The 17,000-nt window shown below is 53.5% G+C and carries 12 protein-coding genes, 1 tRNA gene and 1 rRNA gene; 6 read left to right on the plus strand and 8 right to left on the minus strand.

What is annotated here, in order from left to right:
- The first annotated feature begins 202 nt into the window (after positions 1-202).
- Together rrf and L881_RS0101135 are read left to right on the plus strand one after the other, a co-directional pair.
- Positions 203-318: ribosomal RNA gene (gene rrf, locus L881_RS0101130) — 5S ribosomal RNA — on the plus strand.
- 484 nt (positions 319-802) lie between these two features.
- Positions 803-1,519, plus strand: a complete 717-nt coding sequence (locus L881_RS0101135) for a Bax inhibitor-1/YccA family protein (RefSeq protein ID WP_025731893.1) — start codon at positions 803-805, stop codon at positions 1,517-1,519.
- A 62-nt stretch (positions 1,520-1,581) separates the two neighbouring features.
- Here the strand turns inward: L881_RS0101135 and L881_RS0101140 are convergent, their stop codons facing one another.
- The 3 genes from L881_RS0101140 to L881_RS0101150 form a co-directional block, all read right to left on the minus strand.
- Positions 1,582-2,262 (minus strand): 4'-phosphopantetheinyl transferase family protein, encoded by a 681-nt coding sequence (locus L881_RS0101140; RefSeq protein WP_034578121.1) that lies wholly within the window; start codon positions 2,260-2,262, stop codon positions 1,582-1,584.
- Positions 2,263-2,360: 98 nt separating this feature from the next.
- Entirely contained in the window at positions 2,361-3,281 is a 921-nt protein-coding gene (gene lpxO, locus L881_RS0101145) for a lipid A hydroxylase LpxO (RefSeq protein WP_051464757.1), read from the minus strand.
- 134 nt (positions 3,282-3,415) lie between these two features.
- Positions 3,416-4,003, minus strand: a complete 588-nt coding sequence (locus L881_RS0101150; RefSeq protein WP_025731896.1) for a hypothetical protein — start codon at positions 4,001-4,003, stop codon at positions 3,416-3,418.
- Between the two features lie 66 nt (positions 4,004-4,069).
- On the opposite strand from L881_RS0101150, the gene L881_RS0101155 reads away from it, so the two are divergent.
- A tRNA-Ile gene (locus L881_RS0101155) sits at positions 4,070-4,146 on the plus strand.
- Positions 4,147-4,956: 810 nt separating this feature from the next.
- Here the strand turns inward: L881_RS0101155 and L881_RS0101160 are convergent.
- Complete coding sequence (locus L881_RS0101160) at positions 4,957-5,331, minus strand: hypothetical protein (RefSeq protein WP_025731897.1); 375 nt, start codon at positions 5,329-5,331, stop codon at positions 4,957-4,959.
- Positions 5,332-5,555: 224 nt separating this feature from the next.
- Here L881_RS0101160 and L881_RS13305 point away from each other — a divergent pair, with 224 nt between their 5' ends.
- Complete coding sequence (locus L881_RS13305; RefSeq protein ID WP_025731898.1) at positions 5,556-5,981, plus strand: copper resistance protein NlpE N-terminal domain-containing protein; 426 nt, start codon at positions 5,556-5,558, stop codon at positions 5,979-5,981.
- Between the two features lie 139 nt (positions 5,982-6,120).
- On the opposite strand, the gene L881_RS0101170 is transcribed toward L881_RS13305, so the two are convergent.
- Both L881_RS0101170 and L881_RS0101175 read right to left on the minus strand, forming a co-directional pair.
- Positions 6,121-7,629 carry a peptidoglycan DD-metalloendopeptidase family protein gene (locus L881_RS0101170; protein WP_025731899.1) on the minus strand — a complete coding sequence of 503 codons (1,509 nt, stop codon included), beginning with the start codon at positions 7,627-7,629 and terminating at the stop codon, positions 6,121-6,123.
- A 555-nt stretch (positions 7,630-8,184) separates the two neighbouring features.
- Entirely contained in the window at positions 8,185-8,637 is a 453-nt protein-coding gene (locus L881_RS0101175; RefSeq protein WP_025731900.1) for a YaiI/YqxD family protein, read from the minus strand.
- Between the two features lie 453 nt (positions 8,638-9,090).
- Between L881_RS0101175 and L881_RS0101180 the strand changes: the two genes are divergently transcribed.
- Complete coding sequence (locus L881_RS0101180) at positions 9,091-10,797, plus strand: DEAD/DEAH box helicase (protein WP_025731902.1); 1,707 nt, start codon at positions 9,091-9,093, stop codon at positions 10,795-10,797.
- Between the two features lie 141 nt (positions 10,798-10,938).
- Here the strand turns inward: L881_RS0101180 and L881_RS0101185 are convergent, their stop codons facing one another.
- The gene (locus L881_RS0101185; protein ID WP_025731903.1) at positions 10,939-12,174 is read right to left on the minus strand and encodes a Wadjet anti-phage system protein JetD domain-containing protein; all 1,236 of its coding nucleotides are present in this window, start codon (positions 12,172-12,174) and stop codon (positions 10,939-10,941) included.
- Positions 12,171-16,616 (minus strand): coiled-coil domain-containing protein, encoded by a 4,446-nt coding sequence (locus L881_RS0101190; protein WP_025731904.1) that lies wholly within the window; start codon positions 16,614-16,616, stop codon positions 12,171-12,173. The genes L881_RS0101185 and L881_RS0101190 overlap by 4 nt, the downstream gene beginning before the upstream one ends.
- 119 nt (positions 16,617-16,735) lie before the next feature.
- Here L881_RS0101190 and L881_RS0101195 point away from each other — a divergent pair.
- On the plus strand, positions 16,736-17,000 hold a 265-nt coding region (locus L881_RS0101195; RefSeq protein WP_025731905.1), incomplete at its 3' end, for an IS3 family transposase.

Below are 17,000 nucleotides of genomic sequence, written 5' to 3' on the forward strand. Positions count from 1 at the left end.
TGCAAGGCGTTAAGCTAACGTGTACTAATGGTCCGTGAGGCTTGACCATATAACCCCAAGTGGTTAGGTTAAGCCGATGAAAGCGACAGACACCGGATACGGTGAGACGTTTCTCGCTCAGCATGATTTACCGAATTCGTTGTTGGCCGCAACCCTGTAAGGGAATGACAGTCTCTGTCTGTGGGTAACGACACCAGTTTTGCCTGACGACCTTAGCAAGCGGGCACCACCTGATCCCATGCCGAACTCAGAAGTGAAACCGCTTAGCGCCGATGGTAGTGTGGGGATTCCCCATGTGAGAGTAGGTCATCGTCAGGCATTTATTTTAAAACCCCGATCAGCATCGCTGGTCGGGGTTTTTTCTTGCGTGGAAGAAAAGAGGGGAAGGGGGCGCGGTTGATTGCTGATAGCGAAAACGCGGTGGACTTAAGGGAGTCGGAAGGAAGGAGGCTACGGCTACGGAGAGTGGTGAATTTGCAGTCTATAGACCGCGCAAGCAACATCTAAATTCTACAGAGCTTCGCACATCTATAAGAGAATACTGCCTAATAACGGTGCTTGCTTCTCCCCATGACACCTTCTCGTATTGCCATGTGCACCTATCGCCCTGTTTCGATGGGAACTTCTCATGTATATGGACGATCCTATTAACATACTGGCAGCTGTTGCCCTGATAGCCAAAAATGGGAACCTAACACCTGCCGCTGCTCTATCGAGAATAGAGAGCTTAACAACTGCCTAATATTGTTATTGGCTCAATATGGTATCCTGCCCCCAGTAAAATCCAACAGGAGTAGCTTAGATGCCCAGGTTTGATTCTTCCCAAACGCTGAGTAACCAACAGTCCTCTGCCATCCAAGGCTTTATGACTCATGTATATGCCTGGATGTGTGGTGGCCTGGCAATTACCGCAATCGTTGCCTTTTGGCTGGCGCAAAACCCGCAATTGGTTGCCGCAATGCTAGGCAGTACTGGCGGTATCCTCGTACTGGTAGTGCTCCAGTTAGGGCTTGTCTTCGTCCTTTCTGGTATGGCGCATAAGCTGTCTGCACCAGCTGCTACGGCCATGTTTGTAGTTTATTGCGCTGTTACTGGCATTACGTTCTCCAGTATCTTTCTGGTGTATACCATGTCTTCGATCGCGAGCGTATTTGCTATCAGCGCTGGAATGTTCGGGGCCATGAGTATCTACGGCATGACCACCAAAAAAGATCTGAGTAGCTGGGGAAGCTTTTTGTTCATGGGACTGATCGGTGTTGTCATCGCTTCCCTAGTGAACATTTGGTTGCGGTCAGAAGCGCTGATGTGGGCGGTTAGCTTTATTGGCGTCATTGTCTTTACCGGCCTCACCGCTTATGACACGCAAAAAATCAAAGAGCTGGCGATTGCAGGAGAGACTTCTGCCAACAACGTTGGAATCAGTCGTCATAACGCCACTATTGTTGGCGCGCTCACACTTTATCTGGACTTCATTAACCTTTTCATTATGCTGTTGCGCATCTTTGGAGATCGTCGCTAATTGATGTGCAGGATAACAAAAAGGGGCTTCGGCCCCTTTTTTATTGCCTGTCCAAGATACTATCAGGCATCGTCTGTAGAGAGTGCCACCAGCGTCACTACTTCGGCTCCCAGCGCTAATGTGCGGGCGTGGCAAACAAAACCTTGCGGCAGCTCCGCTGACAAATCAATTTCCAGGCGCATCATCAAATGCTCGGGATGCGCTTCGTCGTATATGGCACTGGCATCATGAAAGTAGAATGCCTTCCTAGCTAAAGGATATAACGCTTTATAGAGGCTCTCCTTGGCGGAAAATATCCGTGTGAGCCACCTGGCGCGACTCTTCGAGCTTTCAAGCGATCGCCAATAAACCAGCTCTTCTTCTCTTAGAATGGCAGATGCCAAACGCTCTGCGCGCTGCTCATCAATCCATCCCTCAATGTCGATACCCACTGCTGATATGTTGTGGCAACGCGCAATAATGGCAGCAGCGATGCCGTCACTATGGGTCAGCGATCCTCTCCACCCTTGGGGCCAATAGGGGCACCGTTCGCCCGCTACTACCCATGGAGACTCAGTGACCTGATATTGCTGAAGCGCAGTTTTGGCACAGATACGTGCTGCCAAATATTCTGCCTGACGTTTAGCGACCGCTTTACCAAAGTTATCGGGCAAGGGAACGTTATGGCGTTCAAAATCAGTTGTTTTGAATAAGCTGTGCGAAAAGCGGGTGATGCCAAGGGTTAACGGTAGATCACCGATCAACTGGCGGGAAAGTGCGTTGAGAAGTGACGTGGGAAGAGGGGAAATAAAACTCTCGCCATCCAGAGCGGAAGGCGAGAGGGCCGCTAGCGGCTGCATGCTTAAATAAGCCAGATAATGAAGATAAAGAGTGCCAGCGGGATAAGGAAGATGACCCATTTCACCAACTGGTACAGCGGCTGATTAAACTTCTTGAGCTCTTTACCTTTGCCGCGAATTTTATATAGGTATTTGAACGCGCGATTGATTCCGCCCGTGCGATCGTTATCGTCGTTTGGCGATGCAGCGGCTTTCATTACCGTATTGCTGAACCAGCGATTGAAAGCAGCCGCCCAGCGGTACTTCATCGGGCGTTCCACATCACAGAAAAAGATCAAACGATCGCTTTCTGCCTTGTTTTCTGCCCAATGGATATAGGTTTCATCGAAGAATACCGCTTCACCATCGCGCCAGCTATAGGGCATGCCATCGACATTGATAAAGCACCGGTCATCATTGGGCGTGCGTAAGCCCAAATGGTAGCGGATAGAGCCAGCATAAGGGTCACGGTGTTTCATCAGTTTGCTGCCCACGGGCAGCTCAGTAAACATGGCTGCCTTGATAGAGGGAATCCTGCTGACGATCTCGGTAGTGACCGGGCAAAGCTCCTTGGCGGAAGGGTGCGCTTCGTCGTACCACTTCAGATAAAAGCGCTTCCATCCACGGCGAAAGAACGAATTGAACCCCGCATCATCCTTCTTGTCGGAGCCTTTAATATGGTTCTCAAGTGCCTCCGCCTCTGCGCGAATTTCTTCCCAGCGTCGAGTCACTTCCTCAAGCTCTGGAAACTCACTGGCAGGGTGGAAGGGGCGATCAGGTATCCGGGAAAACAGATACATGATCATGTTGATAGGTGCCAGGAAACTGGAGTGGTCGGAAAGCTGGCGAGTAAAGCGATGGCGAATCCGGCCACGGTTATGCACGTAGAGAATACTGGCGGCGATATACCCCAGTACCACGATGACAATAATCCACTTGATCATGCGAAAGTCCTGAATGGCGTTATGCGATACCCACCAGGTGGGGCGCAGTGCTCAATGCTAATGGGAAGCGGCAATAGTGTCGCATTACGCATTGATACACTGCAAGACAAGTGGCCTCTCTCGTGCTGCCGAAGCTACTTTTCTTCGTTTACGGTAGCTTCAAAATCGAGTGGAATATGATCGGCCAGATTCTGGAAGCCAACTGTCTGGAGAATAGGCTGGGCGTACTGCTGCTTCAGCAAATCACTGGTGCGAAGCGACAGCGCTTTAGCCGTCTCGATTTGATAGGCGTTCTCACTGCTGCGCGTCATTTTCAGTGGCACGGTATCAGAGCTTGAGTGGTGTTTGCTGGTGACCGTGAGCTTCACATCGCGCGTAATTGATGAGCCTACATCAATATTGAACCAACTGGGATCAATGTCGCCGGTAATGGTTGCCTTCGGGTCGCCCAGCATACCTGTCAGCCAGGCAGGTACCTGCTGAAGCAGATCCAGCTGTGACAATTCCAGGGGCAGGTTCAAGTGGCCCTCATCATCAATGGTGCCGGCAAGACGATTGATATGATAGACAGATTCCACATTGCCGGAAGAGCGTTGATCAATAAAGGTAGCGCTCACGCGGCTCTGGTCAGGATCGAATTTCCACGCAGCACTGCTGGCGGTACTGAATAGCAATGCAGCCCCGGCAATCACCAGCGGCATGAAACGGATAGACTTCGACATTGGACTTCCTTGTAAAAATAGGTAGCTCATTGAAAATGCTTTAGTTATCATACGCAAATTGTGATCGGGCCTATAGCTCAGTTGGTCAGAGCAGTCGACTCATAATCGATTGGTCGCAGGTTCAAGTCCTGCTGGGCCCACCAATCATACCTCTCCTTATTGGGCGCCGGTTATCTGAATTGGTTCCCTGATTCTGCTGGCAAAACATTCTTCCTCAGCTTCATCTCAACGTGCATTCCCAATGCAGACAATGACTTCAATATGCCTCCTCAATCGACTGATGGGAGGGTAGTAGTCAAGCTCAGCAGTGCGTGAATAAAACGGTTCATCGGTAGCTCTCTACTATTTATGCCTCTACAGAATGGCAGGCCCGGCACTCATTAGTTGCCTGGAAGTCAGCCCGAGCCACTAAACGAAGGAATATGGTTCGCTTCAGTTCTCCTTGGATTAACGCACAATTCATTGTTGATTAGAGACCGCCATATTGATTTAAAACGGTGTCTTTTTGTTCATATGTGATGGGATTGAGTAACGATGCGAATAGCGAGGTGAGAGTGGGGTGGGCCTATTCGAGTACCAAAGCATGCAATGAGAGGCACTAAAAGTAGTGGAAGTTCTCCAGAGGCACTGGCTAACAAGGGGGGAATGCGGTTGGGAAATCCCTGGGCGGCATAAAAAGGTGGTAAAGGGCGTGATAATGTGCTCATCCGTGAGCCAGGTACGGCTCCCTCCATGGCGCCGCTCACTACCACGCCCGGTGAGTCTACTGTATTACGCCCCGTTGTCAATTTGGTTATTTGTTTTTTTATTATAAAAAGTGCTGCCCATGTTTCGGGTCGTTTTGATTGTAATAAAATGTTGTTTTGTCACTGCCGAGAGACGGCACGAGCATGCTCGTGCCTACCCTTCATTGGCAATCTTTTCCTGGATGTCCCCCACGAGAAGGCGCTGGCTCACTTCCCACTGGAGCGCTGCTCTCGCTTGGTGCGTGGTGCCGACGTTGAATGTTTCGCTGATAGTGTCGTGCCTTTTATAGTGGCATGTCGGGGAAGCGGCCGCAGCGAACGAACAGTATGCTGATTTGCCACGTCAGAAGTAGATTTTGCCGTATCGTCTTCGGACGCCCAAATAATAGCGCAGCACAGGAGGGCCGCCACTAAAACGCCTAGCCAAGCCCAGCCACCAATAATGATTAAACACCCGATGGCGGTCCCCAATCCTGCCAGCATAATGACTCGCATGAAAAATGGATGAATATTGAGATGGCGCCCAATAAAAGCGAGTAGCGTGACGATGATGGCTACCCAGAGCAGGGTGGTAGTAAGCATGAATCCCTCCGTGTGTTGCTTAGGTAATAATTAAAATAAGTAATCATCGCTACTGGGTGGCCTGCCATCACCAGAGTTGTGTAGGGCCGCTGTTGGTGCGCTTGACTCTTTTTCCTAATAAGCGATACTGATCCTCGCTTTGGAACATAAATGATGCTTGCGATATATCGTTTTAGCATCAACAATGAGTCTTGTGAACCAGGCTCGATTAAAGGAGATTACTGATGCGACTCAAACTGTTGGCTGGTGTAAGTGCTGTAGCAGCTCTCACTGCTCTTGCTGGATGTTCCAGTGCCCCGCAGTCCCAGTACGGTAAAGCGGCTGGTAACTACCAGGGCGTGCTGCCTTGCGTAGATTGCGCAGGTATTCGCACTGACCTGAAGATTACCAACGACAATGATATCTCCGGCTCGTTCAATCTTCGTAGCGTTCGTGAAGGAAAAAGCGACAAGGTTCTTGAAACCAAGGGTAACCTCCAGGTTCAGACAAATGCAGGCCCGCAAAGCCTGCCTACCGTATATGTCCTGAAAGGTGCTGATGGCAACACCATCTACAACCTGCGTCCTCTGGACAACGGCGATCTCCAGCTGTTGAAGCCTGACCAGTCTACCGCTCAAGGCAATGACGCAGTGGTACTGAAACGTCGCTAATCGCCGTTTCACCGGTAGTCATCAACTACCGTGACACCAAAAACCCCAGCCATTTGGCTGGGGTTTTTTGATCGTAGGAGGGGAGAACATTCCCACTATGTGGCGGGGCTTGCCAGCTTCCGCCACACGCTTCTTTCAACTAGCTATCATCGCCTCGCGAAGGTTTCGCTGGCTTGGCGCTGGCATAGGCTTCGCCATGACGCGCATCATTCAGTTTGGCTAGCATACCCTGACTGGTGTGTCGGAACGCCGCCAGCTGCGCTTTTGACAGAGTGCCACCTTCCGGCAGCTTGATACGCATCGGGTTGACCGGGCGGTTATCGACCATGATTTCGTAGTGCAAGTGAGGGCCAGTGACGCGCCCTGTACTGCCGGAAAGTGCGATACGCTGCCCTGCGCTAATCTGTTGGCCTGTCTTGACCAGTGGGCGGGAGAGGTGAAGATAGCGGGTTTTCAGGCCGTTACCGTGGTCAATCACAACCATCTTGCCAGCGAAACGGTTATAACCGACCTGCACGACACGTCCGGCTGAAGGCGCACTTACTACAGTGCCGGTGGGCATGGCAAAGTCAGTGCCGTGGTGCGGTGCAATGCGTCCGGTGACCGGGTGGTGACGATGCAAATTGAAGGGAGAGCTGATTCGATAGCTGCCGCTGAATGGATAGCGTTTGAACGAAGGATCAAGGCTTTTCCCGTCCGGCGTATAGAAGCTGTCGTTGTAGCGCACGATTTTAAGGTTCGCATTAGCACCTTCATACTGCGCAGCCATCAGGCGAGAGCTGACCGGCACGCCTTCCACAACATCGGACTGCACCAGTACCTGGAAGTGGTCGCCATCACGGGTTTGGCGGTGGAAGTTCATTTTCTTGGCCAATACCCTGGTCAGCTCAGCGACTTCTGAGCTGGAAAGTCCTGTGGCCTGTGCTGATCCGCCGAAATTACCGTTGACCGTCCCTGCGAAAAGACGCTCGGTTTTTTCCACCTTGCCGCTTACATTGTCGAATGCAAAAGCGCTGTTTGACTCGCTTCGCGTAAGCTCAACCCCTTTGACGGGGGAGTTCATGATCCGAAGCCCAACCAGATCGCCATTGTCGTTCAAGCGATAGGAAATGGTAGAACCATCGTGGATGTTGGTCATCATGGAGCGGGTTTTCGCATCGGGCGCCGACTTCAGCAGGCGCATGACTTCCGAATAGCCCATTCCAAGGTTGGCACTGACAATGCCGGTGAAGGAGTCGCCGGGCTGTACGGTATAGACACGCCAGTCATCGGCACTATTGCCCTTGGCATCAATTTCATCCGCCAGGGCTGGGTGGCTGTCCTGACGTGCGTCATATTGAGGTTCTTCAAAATCGGCGTCAGTAGCGCTGTCGTCCTGATCAACAGGTACATGGGACACGCTCTGCACGGATGCAATCAGTGCCTCTCGATCAAAACCGGGGGCTGCTGCGGTAGCCTTGCCTTCTAACGCGTTGACAAGTGCCAGGGCACTGGCTGCATTGACCGTGCTGCCAGCCGGAGTATTGGCTACGGTGTCGGCATGGCTGTCGGGTATTAGCTGCTTGATGGAATCTTCGATGGAAAGGTGATCAGTGCTGTTGTCCTGTTTTGACAGGGTAAGTTGATGGACGCCGAGCACGGCGACCATCGTCGTTACAGGGATAATAAGCAGCGCCTGTTTACGAGGTAAAAAAGAAAACCTGGGTGACATATAAATAACTACCGAAAAGAACGAGAAAACGTAAAAAATCCCGTTGGGATGATAGCGGAACGCACCGCGTCAGGCTAGGGCGCAGCTGGGGCGAAGCGGTGAATGGCACAGTGAGAAATTGCGTGAGGTTAATAGCCTTCCCCTAGAGATAGTGAAACCCTATAGGGGGTGGCATTTCTTGCGCTGAAGAGGGGAGATAATGCGCTATCAGGCCCTTATCTGGCGTAGCCGTCTCTGCGGTTGGTGCTTTTCCGGGATTAAGGCAAAACTGTGGAAGCTCTCGATCATCAAACCGCACAGCACGATACGACGGGATGACGGCCCTAGACTGCAATTCATCAGTCCATTGCTTGAGTGAGCACTGGCTGGCGCTTTCTCTCTGTTAGCGTTGCTTGCTAGCGCTGCTGGCGCGGACGAGTTCGCTAGTATCTGCGCAGGTGGGGGATTGAGCAAAACACGACGTAATGCCATTTTCCCCTAAGTGAGCGGTATTTATCTCGAAATACGTGTAAGCAGGCGGTCAAAAGCGTTGGCAAAGTCACGAATATCGCGCTCGCCCAGCGTTTTCTGACCACCGGTATGCTCCCCGCTGGCGCGCAGGGTCTCGAAAAAGTCGCGCATGCCAAGGCGGGCTTTGATGTTGTCACGATCAAGCGGTTCGCCGCGCGGTGTAATGACCAGCGCACCTTTCTCGATAGCGTCATGGGCCAGGGGCAAGTCGGCCGTAATGACCAGATCGCCTGCATTGGCGCGCTCGACAATCAGCCTGTCTGCCGCGTCAGCCCCCTGAGGAACACAAAGTACCGAGACAGTGACCGAGCGCTGAATGGGAAGCGCATGATTGGCAACGAAGGTCGCGGCAGTATGGGTGCGTGTCGCGCCCTTCACAATAATCTCGCGAATAGCCCTGGGGCAGGCGTCGGCGTCGATCCAGATAGCGGCCATGATGTTTTGCCTTGGCTGATATTAAAGCGTGCATGGTAAACCATTCATTGCTAGAATACGCGCTCCTCACATGTGAAGACCTTTCCATCCCGGCCATTGCGTTCGTTCCCAACGGAATTTTTCTCTCCGTAAATAGCGAGCAGTCATGTTGACGGTGCTCAAACGGCCCGGCAGGTTGATAGTGTCGTCAGCTTTATTGCGCTGACATGCACTGTCGGCAAACTAGATGGATGCGAACGGCGTGCAGATTCCGCGCCTGCCTCGCTTGATGGTCGCCGCAGGTGTGTGTATCGAACCTGTTTTTGGCAGGGTCTATGCCAGGTGCGACCTGTTGCAAATCCCTTAAGCGGCATTTGCAACCTCTTTCCCCCCGCTGTGAATGCTGCGGTTTATTTTGCCTTGTCACCTGGGAAGGGTGACCGCGCAGATCGCACAGCCTACTCAAGGTGTGAAATGACCTCGAATTCCGACGTCTCCTCGAATACCCAAATCGACAGCTTCTCTGAACTCGAACTGCTGCCGTCTCTTTTGAAAGCACTGGATGAGCTTGGCTACGAAACGCCTTCTCCGATTCAGGCACAAACCATTCCATCGCTGCTGGAAGGCCGCGATCTGCTGGGTCAGGCGCAAACAGGTACCGGTAAAACTGCCGCTTTTGCACTGCCTCTTTTAACCCGCATCAATCCTGAAGAGCGCAAGACTCAGGTATTGGTGATGGCACCTACCCGCGAGCTTGCCCAACAGGTAGCGGTTAACTTTGAGCGTTATGGTAAGCACCTCGGTAATCTCCAGGTGCTCACGGTAACCGGTGGTCAGGAGTATCGCGATCAGCTGCGTGGATTGCGCGGTGGTGCGCAAATCGTTGTAGGTACTCCGGGACGTATCATTGACCACCTTGAGCGTGGTTCACTGAAGCTGGAAGAGTTGCAGGCCCTGGTACTCGATGAAGCCGATGAGATGCTGCGCATGGGCTTTATTGATGACGTAGAGCGCGTTCTGCGTGATACGCCCGAGTCCACCCAGCGCGTGTTCTTCTCTGCAACACTGCCGCGTGAGATCGAGAAAATCGTGAACCGCTATCTGGTTGATCCTGTCAAGGTACAGATCGAAACCAAAGCGGTCACCACAACCATCAAGCAGAAGATGTGCCGGGTAGAAGGCAACTCCAAGCTTGAAGCGCTGTCGCGCATTATCGAAGTAGAAAGCGTCGATGCCGCTATCGTCTTCGTGCGTACCCGTGCGGCGTGTACAACCGTAGTGGAGCAGCTGACGGCGCGCGGTGTATCCGCAGCAGCGCTCTCCGGTGACCTTGACCAGAGCCTGCGTGAGCGTACCGTGGCTCGCCTCAAGCGCGGCAAGGTCGATGTGGTAGTAGCTACCGATGTTGCGGCGCGTGGTCTGGACGTTCCACGTATTACTCACGTCATCAACTTCGATCTGCCTCACGATACCGAAGCCTACGTGCACCGTATTGGCCGTACCGGCCGCGCTGGACGCGAAGGGACTGCGATTACGTTTGTCACTGGCCGTGAGATGCGCAAGGTGCAATGGCTTGAGCGTGCGACTGGTCAGCCGATCGACACCATGCCTCTCCCCGACGAGCAGGCGGTGCGTGCTCATCGCGATGCGCGGTTTAAACAGCGCGCCGAAGCGGCACTGGTTGATCCTGATACTCGTCAGCGTCAACTGGTTGAAGCGCTGCTCGCCGAAGGGTACGACGCTGCTGATCTTGCCGTGGTGTTTGCGCAGCTGGCTCGCGCTGATGAAGCGCCGATTCACGCTATTCGCAGCAGCTCGCCGCGTGATCGTCGTGAAGGCGGCAATGATCGTCGCGATTCGCGTCCTCCGCGCCGCAACCGTGACAGTGCCCCTCGTGAAGGCATGACACGTTATCGCGTGGCCGTTGGTCATCGTGATGGCGTCAAGCCTGGCCAGCTGGTAGGTGCTCTTGCCAATGAAGGCGGCATCGAAGGTGCGCGCATTGGTCGGATCGACATTCGCCAGTCCCACAGCCTGGTCGAACTGCCCAATAGCCTGCCGGCCAGCATTCTGGGCAAGATGGCTCGGGCACGAGTAGCAGGGCGCTCGCTCGAAATCAGCGAGGACTCTCAGCGCTCTGATCGCCGCAATGAAGGTGGTAACAACCGTCGTACTGGCTGATAGCAACTAGTACCTCGGCAAAACCCCGTGGCTCAGGCCATGGGGTTTTTTTCGTTATGAGGCAGGTGCTCTACCTTGCAGGACCACGTTTAAGCCCGCTGTCGCAGCTGGCCGTTATTTTTACTGATGTTTTCCGATACGCTATTTGGCTATCACTCGCCTGATTCCATATAAGCGCTGTGAAGACACATTGTCGAAGAGTGCACTGGGTGTACGCAGCTTGAGCGGCGAGGAAGCCTTGCTCTGATTTAGACTCTTCTTACAAAAGAGCGCGAGTTCACAAGAGCCATGGCCGTTTTCTGGCACGTTATGGTCTGTTCGCCGCAGCCTCTCAAGGGACGTTACGCCTTCCTGGGGGAGCCGCTGATGAGTGGTTAGCAGCGCTTTCATCTTCTGTATAACAAAGTCTGGTACCCAGTCGCAGAGAGGCTCGATATCAAACTTTTCATTGTTGGCATTTACTTCATGGGTGACCAGATGATTGAGAATTAGCCGCTTATAAAGTTGGGTGTCCAGTTGCAGGCTGATCCCGTAGTCACCGAGCATCTTGCAGCGCAGTTGGTGGGCAATTTTCAGGCCCGCTATATCAAGATCGCCAAAATAGTGCAGTTGCGTTATCTGCTCTGCTTCAAGCAGTTGCGATACGCGCTCGGCTTGTCCTGATACCTTGTTGCCAGAGCCGTAGATAACCAGTGACCAGCGTGCCTGAACGCGGTTGATGTGGCACAACCGGTAATACACATCAGAGTTTTCAACAATGATGGCAGGGCGATCGGGATACCCTGACGATTCATATGGCAAGGGTGGTGCCTGACGTACAGCATTCAGGTCAGCCAGGGTCAATGCGACATGCCGCCAGCCCGTGGAAGGCATGGACTCTAGCGCTTTTTCATCACCAAACACCTGTAGTGATCGCTCGCGATGACCAAGCGTGTCAGGAAAAAGCGGCTTGTCGCTCACGGTTTGGTGAAACAGATAGGTATTGAGCTGCTGTAAACGTTTCCTGACCGGTAGTGTGAGAGGGCCGGTAATGCGTGAAGCCAGCCAGGGGTGCCAGGCAATGTCCGGTGCCATGCTTGCCGGGGGGGTAGTGCTACCTTCGAAAATAAAATGGTCTGGCAGACGCAGGCCGCGCCAGTGGGGTTGCCAGCGCGCCTCATTTTTGGGCTGGGCACGCCAATGGCCCTTGAGCAGTTGCACAATCGCCTGACTCAGCAGGCTGGGAGCATCATGGCTCAAGGCTTCCTGATGGTGTGCTTGTATGACCTCATTCAATACCGCTCGGGCCTCTACAGTGCGGCTTGCCTTGCCGAAAGAAAGGCAGTGTTTGCTGGCGGTTGACTCCAGCCGGAATAGCCAGGTGGTTACGTTGCTCATGCTTTATCTACCTGCACGTTTAACTCAGAGGCCGGATTAGCGACCAGGGAGGCAGCCCACAGGGTATGGCGTTCGTTATCAAGGAGGATTTGGTCACGTAGCCCCGAATTCTTCGCCTTGTTCAGGAAAAGGTGGTTGTCAAACATCGACTCGGCATTTGCGTCCGAAATACCTGTCAGGTAGATGAGCTGGATGTTATAGGCTTTGGCCATCTGAGTCTGAAGTCGTATCAGGTCGTTGGCATTTGAGGTGCCCAGCGGATTGTCGGCCAGCAGGAAGCCCGCACCTGGAATACCTGTGTCGTACTCTCGTATCTTGCCGACCGTCACATACAGCAGGAAAGCTGCGGTGAGCTTCTGCCCTCCAGAACCCTCCAATCGAGTGATATGAGTCCATTTGGGACGATTGGCGTTCGTCTTCAACAGGCGTACATCCAGCGCTCCTTCGCCAAATACCGACTGAACAAGATCAGCCGTTAGAGTGTCCCGGTTGGGCGCGTAGGGAATCTGGCCCTTGGCGATCCAGTGCTGTAAACAGGTGCTGGCAACCCCCTTGAGATCCACGGTGATCTCATTAAGCCGCTCCGTCATTTTGACAATGGGACGACCAGGCAGCACAGGGCAGTCATCCGGAATCCTCACGGATTTGGTACGTCTGAGCAACTTAAGCGCTTTTTCCAGGTGAGTGGTCAGGTGGGTAACGGTCAGATCAATCGACAGCTTGAATTGTTCGAGAGTGCCCTGCACTGCTTTAAACACCTCCGTGATGCCTATGTCGATCTTTTCAAGGTCGCCCAGCACCTCATGATAGGTGGCGATGGCGTTCAGTTGTCGCAGGTGTAGCCGGTTGGCACTCACCTCCGGGGCCTTGGCCGATTCTTCTTCAATCCGCTGGCGGAAACGCCCCCAGACGGTGGCGACACGCGTATCGTGCTGCTTCAGTGTTGCTTGCAGATGTGCGTATGTTTGGCACTGGGTGGTTAATGTTTCAGCGTATTCATCAATATTCAGAATCTTTATGGGCAAGCCTGCCGCCGAGGAGGGGGTAATGGGTTGAATCCCGACCTGGGCCATGCGTGCAGTTTGCAGCCGTTCTTTCACAGCATCGCTGCGGTCTGACTGGAGTGTTCGCTGCTCCTGCAAAGCAGCGAGCTGCTGCCTGATGGCATGGAGATCGTCGCTGATGGAGGAAAGGTTATTCTGGATCGCCTCTATGTCGGTCGGCTGATCTTCCCACACAAATTCTTCATCCAATGCCGCGCGGGTTTTTCCGCAGTGATCGGACATATGTGCCAGGCGGGCCTGCTCTTTAATCTGAAGGTCCGTGAGTCGCTGTTTCTGTGTCTCTAACTGTGCAATGCGATCATTGATTAACGACAGATCACTGATGGCTGCCGTTTTGATGTCGTGGGAATAGGCCGGATACACCGAATGCGCCGATAGCCGGGCAAGCGTTTCATGCTGTGTCTGCTCTGCATCATTACGCTGCTGCTTGAGTTGAGTTACCAGATCACTCTGGGCTGCTTCCAGCAGTTGAGCATGCGCCTTAAGCGCCGCCCCATGTGCATCCTGAGGATTCCGAACCGAGCTGCTCTCGATCGCTGTTATTTCCGAATAGAGAGCATGATTGCGCAGTTGCTCCCACTCCCGGATCTGGATGCCGATGCAGGTACTTTCGGTATGCTTGATCTCCGTTATTCGGGTTTTCTGTGCCAGTTCATCACTCTGGCGCTCAAACTCTTCCCGGTTGCGCTGAATCTGCCCAGCCAGTTGCGCCAGCCTGACTACTGCGGCTTCGTGCGCCGCCCACTCGGTGTCAACAAATCGCGTCAGCCTGTCGTGTACCTTTTCCGCCTGATGGCGCTGCTGTTGCGCGTTTTCAAACCGTGTTCTGGCCTGTGCTTTTTCGTCACGCAGTTGCTGTTCATGCTGGTGAGCCTGCTCCAGCGCGGCATCGGCGTAGGCAAGTCTTGAGCGGGTCTGGTCGCGCTGTTCAATCAGGTTCGACCAGTGTTTGCCATGCTGCTGATGGTGCTGGTGGCACTCATCCCTGAAGGATGTCAGTGTTTCGAGAAGACGCTCCGCGCTCTTCACGCTGGCTTCTTGTGCAGCAACACTGTTTTCCAGCTCCTGCAACCGTGCGGCATAGGCGGCCTTGCTATAGCCGTGCTTGTCAGGGTTTGAAAGCACCACCTGTGCCGAATCGGATGTCAGCCCTTGGAGATCCCGGGCTTCATCCAGCTGGTAAATGACAATGGGGGCTCCTTTCCAAGGCAGGGTGGCGCTAATTTCACTGATCTGCGCGAAGGTGGCGTCATCCAGTGTCACCAGACTCAAATATCTGCCCGGGTTTTGATCCACGACTGTAGCAATGCGCTGCGCATCATCGTTGAAGGCGGATGCGAGGTAGTGAGGGAAGGCCCACACTTTATCGCGCGCAATGCCCGCGGCATACAATTCCTCAAGCGCCTGATGAATCTGTTTGGTGACCAGTTCGTGGCCTGTACGCTTTAATTCATTCAGTGTGTGTCGGGCTTCCAGAAGACGTTGCTTCAGGCCGTTCAGCGTGTGCGTGTCTGCGCTCAACACTGTGTTGAGCTGTGAAATGCATAGTGTGCTGTGCCAGTTGGTATCCTCAAGATCAAGCGCATTCCGGGCCGAGAGGGGAAGTAAGTGATAGTGTTCAGCCAACGCCTGTGCGCTCTCTACTGCCGCCAGGTGCCGTTGCTCGGCGTTGTTGCAATCATGTTGAGCCTGGCTCTGCTCCAGTGATGCTTTTCTCACCGCCAATTGATGGGTTTCCAGCGCCTGCTCTGTCTGATTGGCGGCGACCCTGGCCTGTGCCTCGCCCTGTTCCGAATGACGCAGAATGGATTCCAGTCGCTGCTGGGCGGTAGCGGGAGATTCTCCCGGCAGGATCACTCCCTCTTCGCGTAGCGCATCGAGCCGTAATTTGCCTTTACGCTTGTCTTGTCGGCACTGGCTGCTTTCCGACTCCAGGTTACCCAGTTTTTTCTGAAGCTGGCCGCAGGATTGTCTGAATGCTTCACTTTCCTTATCGAGCTGTGCCAACGTCGCCTTGATGTCGGTTTCCTGCTGGCGGTGATTGCTGATCGCTCGTTCCAGTACGCCCAATGCCTCGCCAGCGGTACGCTCAAAGATGATCTGTAGCGGTTTCTCGGTTTCGCTTTGGAAAATCTTCAGCTCTTCCGTTACCTGCCGGTACGCACTCAGCGCCTTCGCATAGGCTTTGTAATCTATGGCGGCGTGCGTGATTTGAAGCTGACGGTGGCAGGTATCAGCCTCTTGTTGAAGTGCATCGACCCTGGCCTTTTGTTCGTTGAACCTGAGCTGTGCCAGCGCGTGCTCAAGCAGCGTCTTGCGCTTGCCCTGCATGTCGCGGCGAGCGGTAGTCTGGTCAATACTTTCCTGTAAACGTTGCGATTGTTCGCCAAGTTTTTCCTGCTCTGCTTGAGCTTCCCCGATAAAGGCAGTGAGATCACGCATTGCCTCACGGAAGCTGTCATCCATTTGCCGTTGCTGTCTCTGGGCGTTTTCCAGCTCACGGGCTGGCCCCAGAAATGCCTGCCAGTTTGACAGTACATCCTTGAGAAAGGACTCGTTGCGGCGAATGCCTTCCAGTTCCCCCTGACGTTTGACCTCGTGCGCCACCAGCTCTCTCAGCCGCGTAGTGGTATCACTGGACATGGTGCAGATGAAAAAGGCACCGAGAAAATCGTGCTCGGTTTTATAGTCAATGAACCTGGTCAACCCGCCTTCTTCGGAGTTGAAGACAGTCATCATTTTGATCAGATCAATATTGATCTGCTGCTCCAGCAAGGCCGCATGCCACTCCTTGATGGTATTGGTTTTGCGCCAGTGGATGCCATCCTCGCTATTCGCCCTGGCATTGAGCCAGTCTTCAAAGTTACGCAGACTGTTGGCATGGGGACGTAGTCTGGGAATACGCTCGGCGCGTGAGTAGGAGGGCACTTCGTCAAACGGAGTACCCAGCAAATCGGGCGCATCACAGATAAACATGATGCGCTCTACATCACCTCCACGACGCTGATGGGCGTGTCCCAGCAGCAGCGTTTGGCCGGAGCCATTGATCATTTCTACCAGGATGACGGACAGCTCCTGATAGAAATAATTGTGGTAGTGAAATTCAGGCTGACGGCGATTGGCCAGATACTGGGTGAAATCGTTGGTGCCTGGCTCAAAGATTGATAACAGCAATGCAATGTAGGTGGACTTGCCGCCACCGTTCCCCAGTTGCTGATAGGTGCTGACAACAGATGTTGTCTTCCTGACGGGAAGGCCGTGTGCGGTATCAGTAGCCTGGTCAGGCATATGAAGGCCGATGTAATCCAGCGTGAGGTCCTTGTAGAAGGCTTCTTCAGAACCCGTGCCATCCATATAGACTCGTTTAATCAGCCACATGACTGGGTCTCCTGCGAGTGTTGTGTTTCAGTGGTTTCGGCAGGGTTGTAGTGGCACAGTGAATCTGGCCACCTGACTTTGAGTGTATGATGGCTCACAGAGACAATCAGGTGCAGATGATGACGAAGAAGAGAACGTTTAGCCCGGAATTTCGCTTGGAAGCGGCCCAGCTCGTGGTCGACCAGGGCTACACGCTGAAGGCGGCGTGTGAGGCCATGGGGGTTGGCAAATCCACCATGGAGTATTGGGTTCGCAGGCTTCGCGCTGAGCGGGCAGGCAAGGCGCCGCTGAAAGGTGAGGCTCTGACGCCGGAACAGCGTGAGATCCAGGAACTGAAGCGCAAGCTGCGGCGAGTGGAAGAAGAGAAGGCAATATTAAAAAAGG

The sequence above is a fragment of the Carnimonas nigrificans ATCC BAA-78 genome (assembly GCF_000526695.1).
Classification (GTDB): Bacteria; Pseudomonadota; Gammaproteobacteria; order Pseudomonadales; family Halomonadaceae; genus Carnimonas; species Carnimonas nigrificans.

Bases quoted from the DNA above. Each gene is read 5' to 3' on its own strand.
- lpxO (WP_051464757.1), bottom strand. From the start codon at position 3,281: ATGATCAAGTGGATTATTGTCATCGTGGTACTGGGGTATATCGCCGCC.
- L881_RS0101150 (WP_025731896.1), bottom strand. From the start codon at position 4,003: ATGTCGAAGTCTATCCGTTTCATGCCGCTGGTGATTGCCGGGGCTGCA.
- L881_RS0101175 (WP_025731900.1), bottom strand. From the start codon at position 8,637: ATGGCCGCTATCTGGATCGACGCCGACGCCTGCCCCAGGGCTATTCGC.
- L881_RS0101160 (WP_025731897.1), bottom strand. From the start codon at position 5,331: ATGCTTACTACCACCCTGCTCTGGGTAGCCATCATCGTCACGCTACTC.
- L881_RS0101185 (WP_025731903.1), bottom strand. From the start codon at position 12,174: ATGAGCAACGTAACCACCTGGCTATTCCGGCTGGAGTCAACCGCCAGC.
- L881_RS0101190 (WP_025731904.1), bottom strand. From the start codon at position 16,616: ATGTGGCTGATTAAACGAGTCTATATGGATGGCACGGGTTCTGAAGAA.
- L881_RS13305 (WP_025731898.1), top strand. From the start codon at position 5,556: ATGCGACTCAAACTGTTGGCTGGTGTAAGTGCTGTAGCAGCTCTCACT.
- L881_RS0101180 (WP_025731902.1), top strand. From the start codon at position 9,091: ATGACCTCGAATTCCGACGTCTCCTCGAATACCCAAATCGACAGCTTC.
- L881_RS0101135 (WP_025731893.1), top strand. From the start codon at position 803: ATGCCCAGGTTTGATTCTTCCCAAACGCTGAGTAACCAACAGTCCTCT.
- L881_RS0101170 (WP_025731899.1), bottom strand. From the start codon at position 7,629: ATGGTCGCCGTGCTCGGCGTCCATCAACTTACCCTGTCAAAACAGGAC.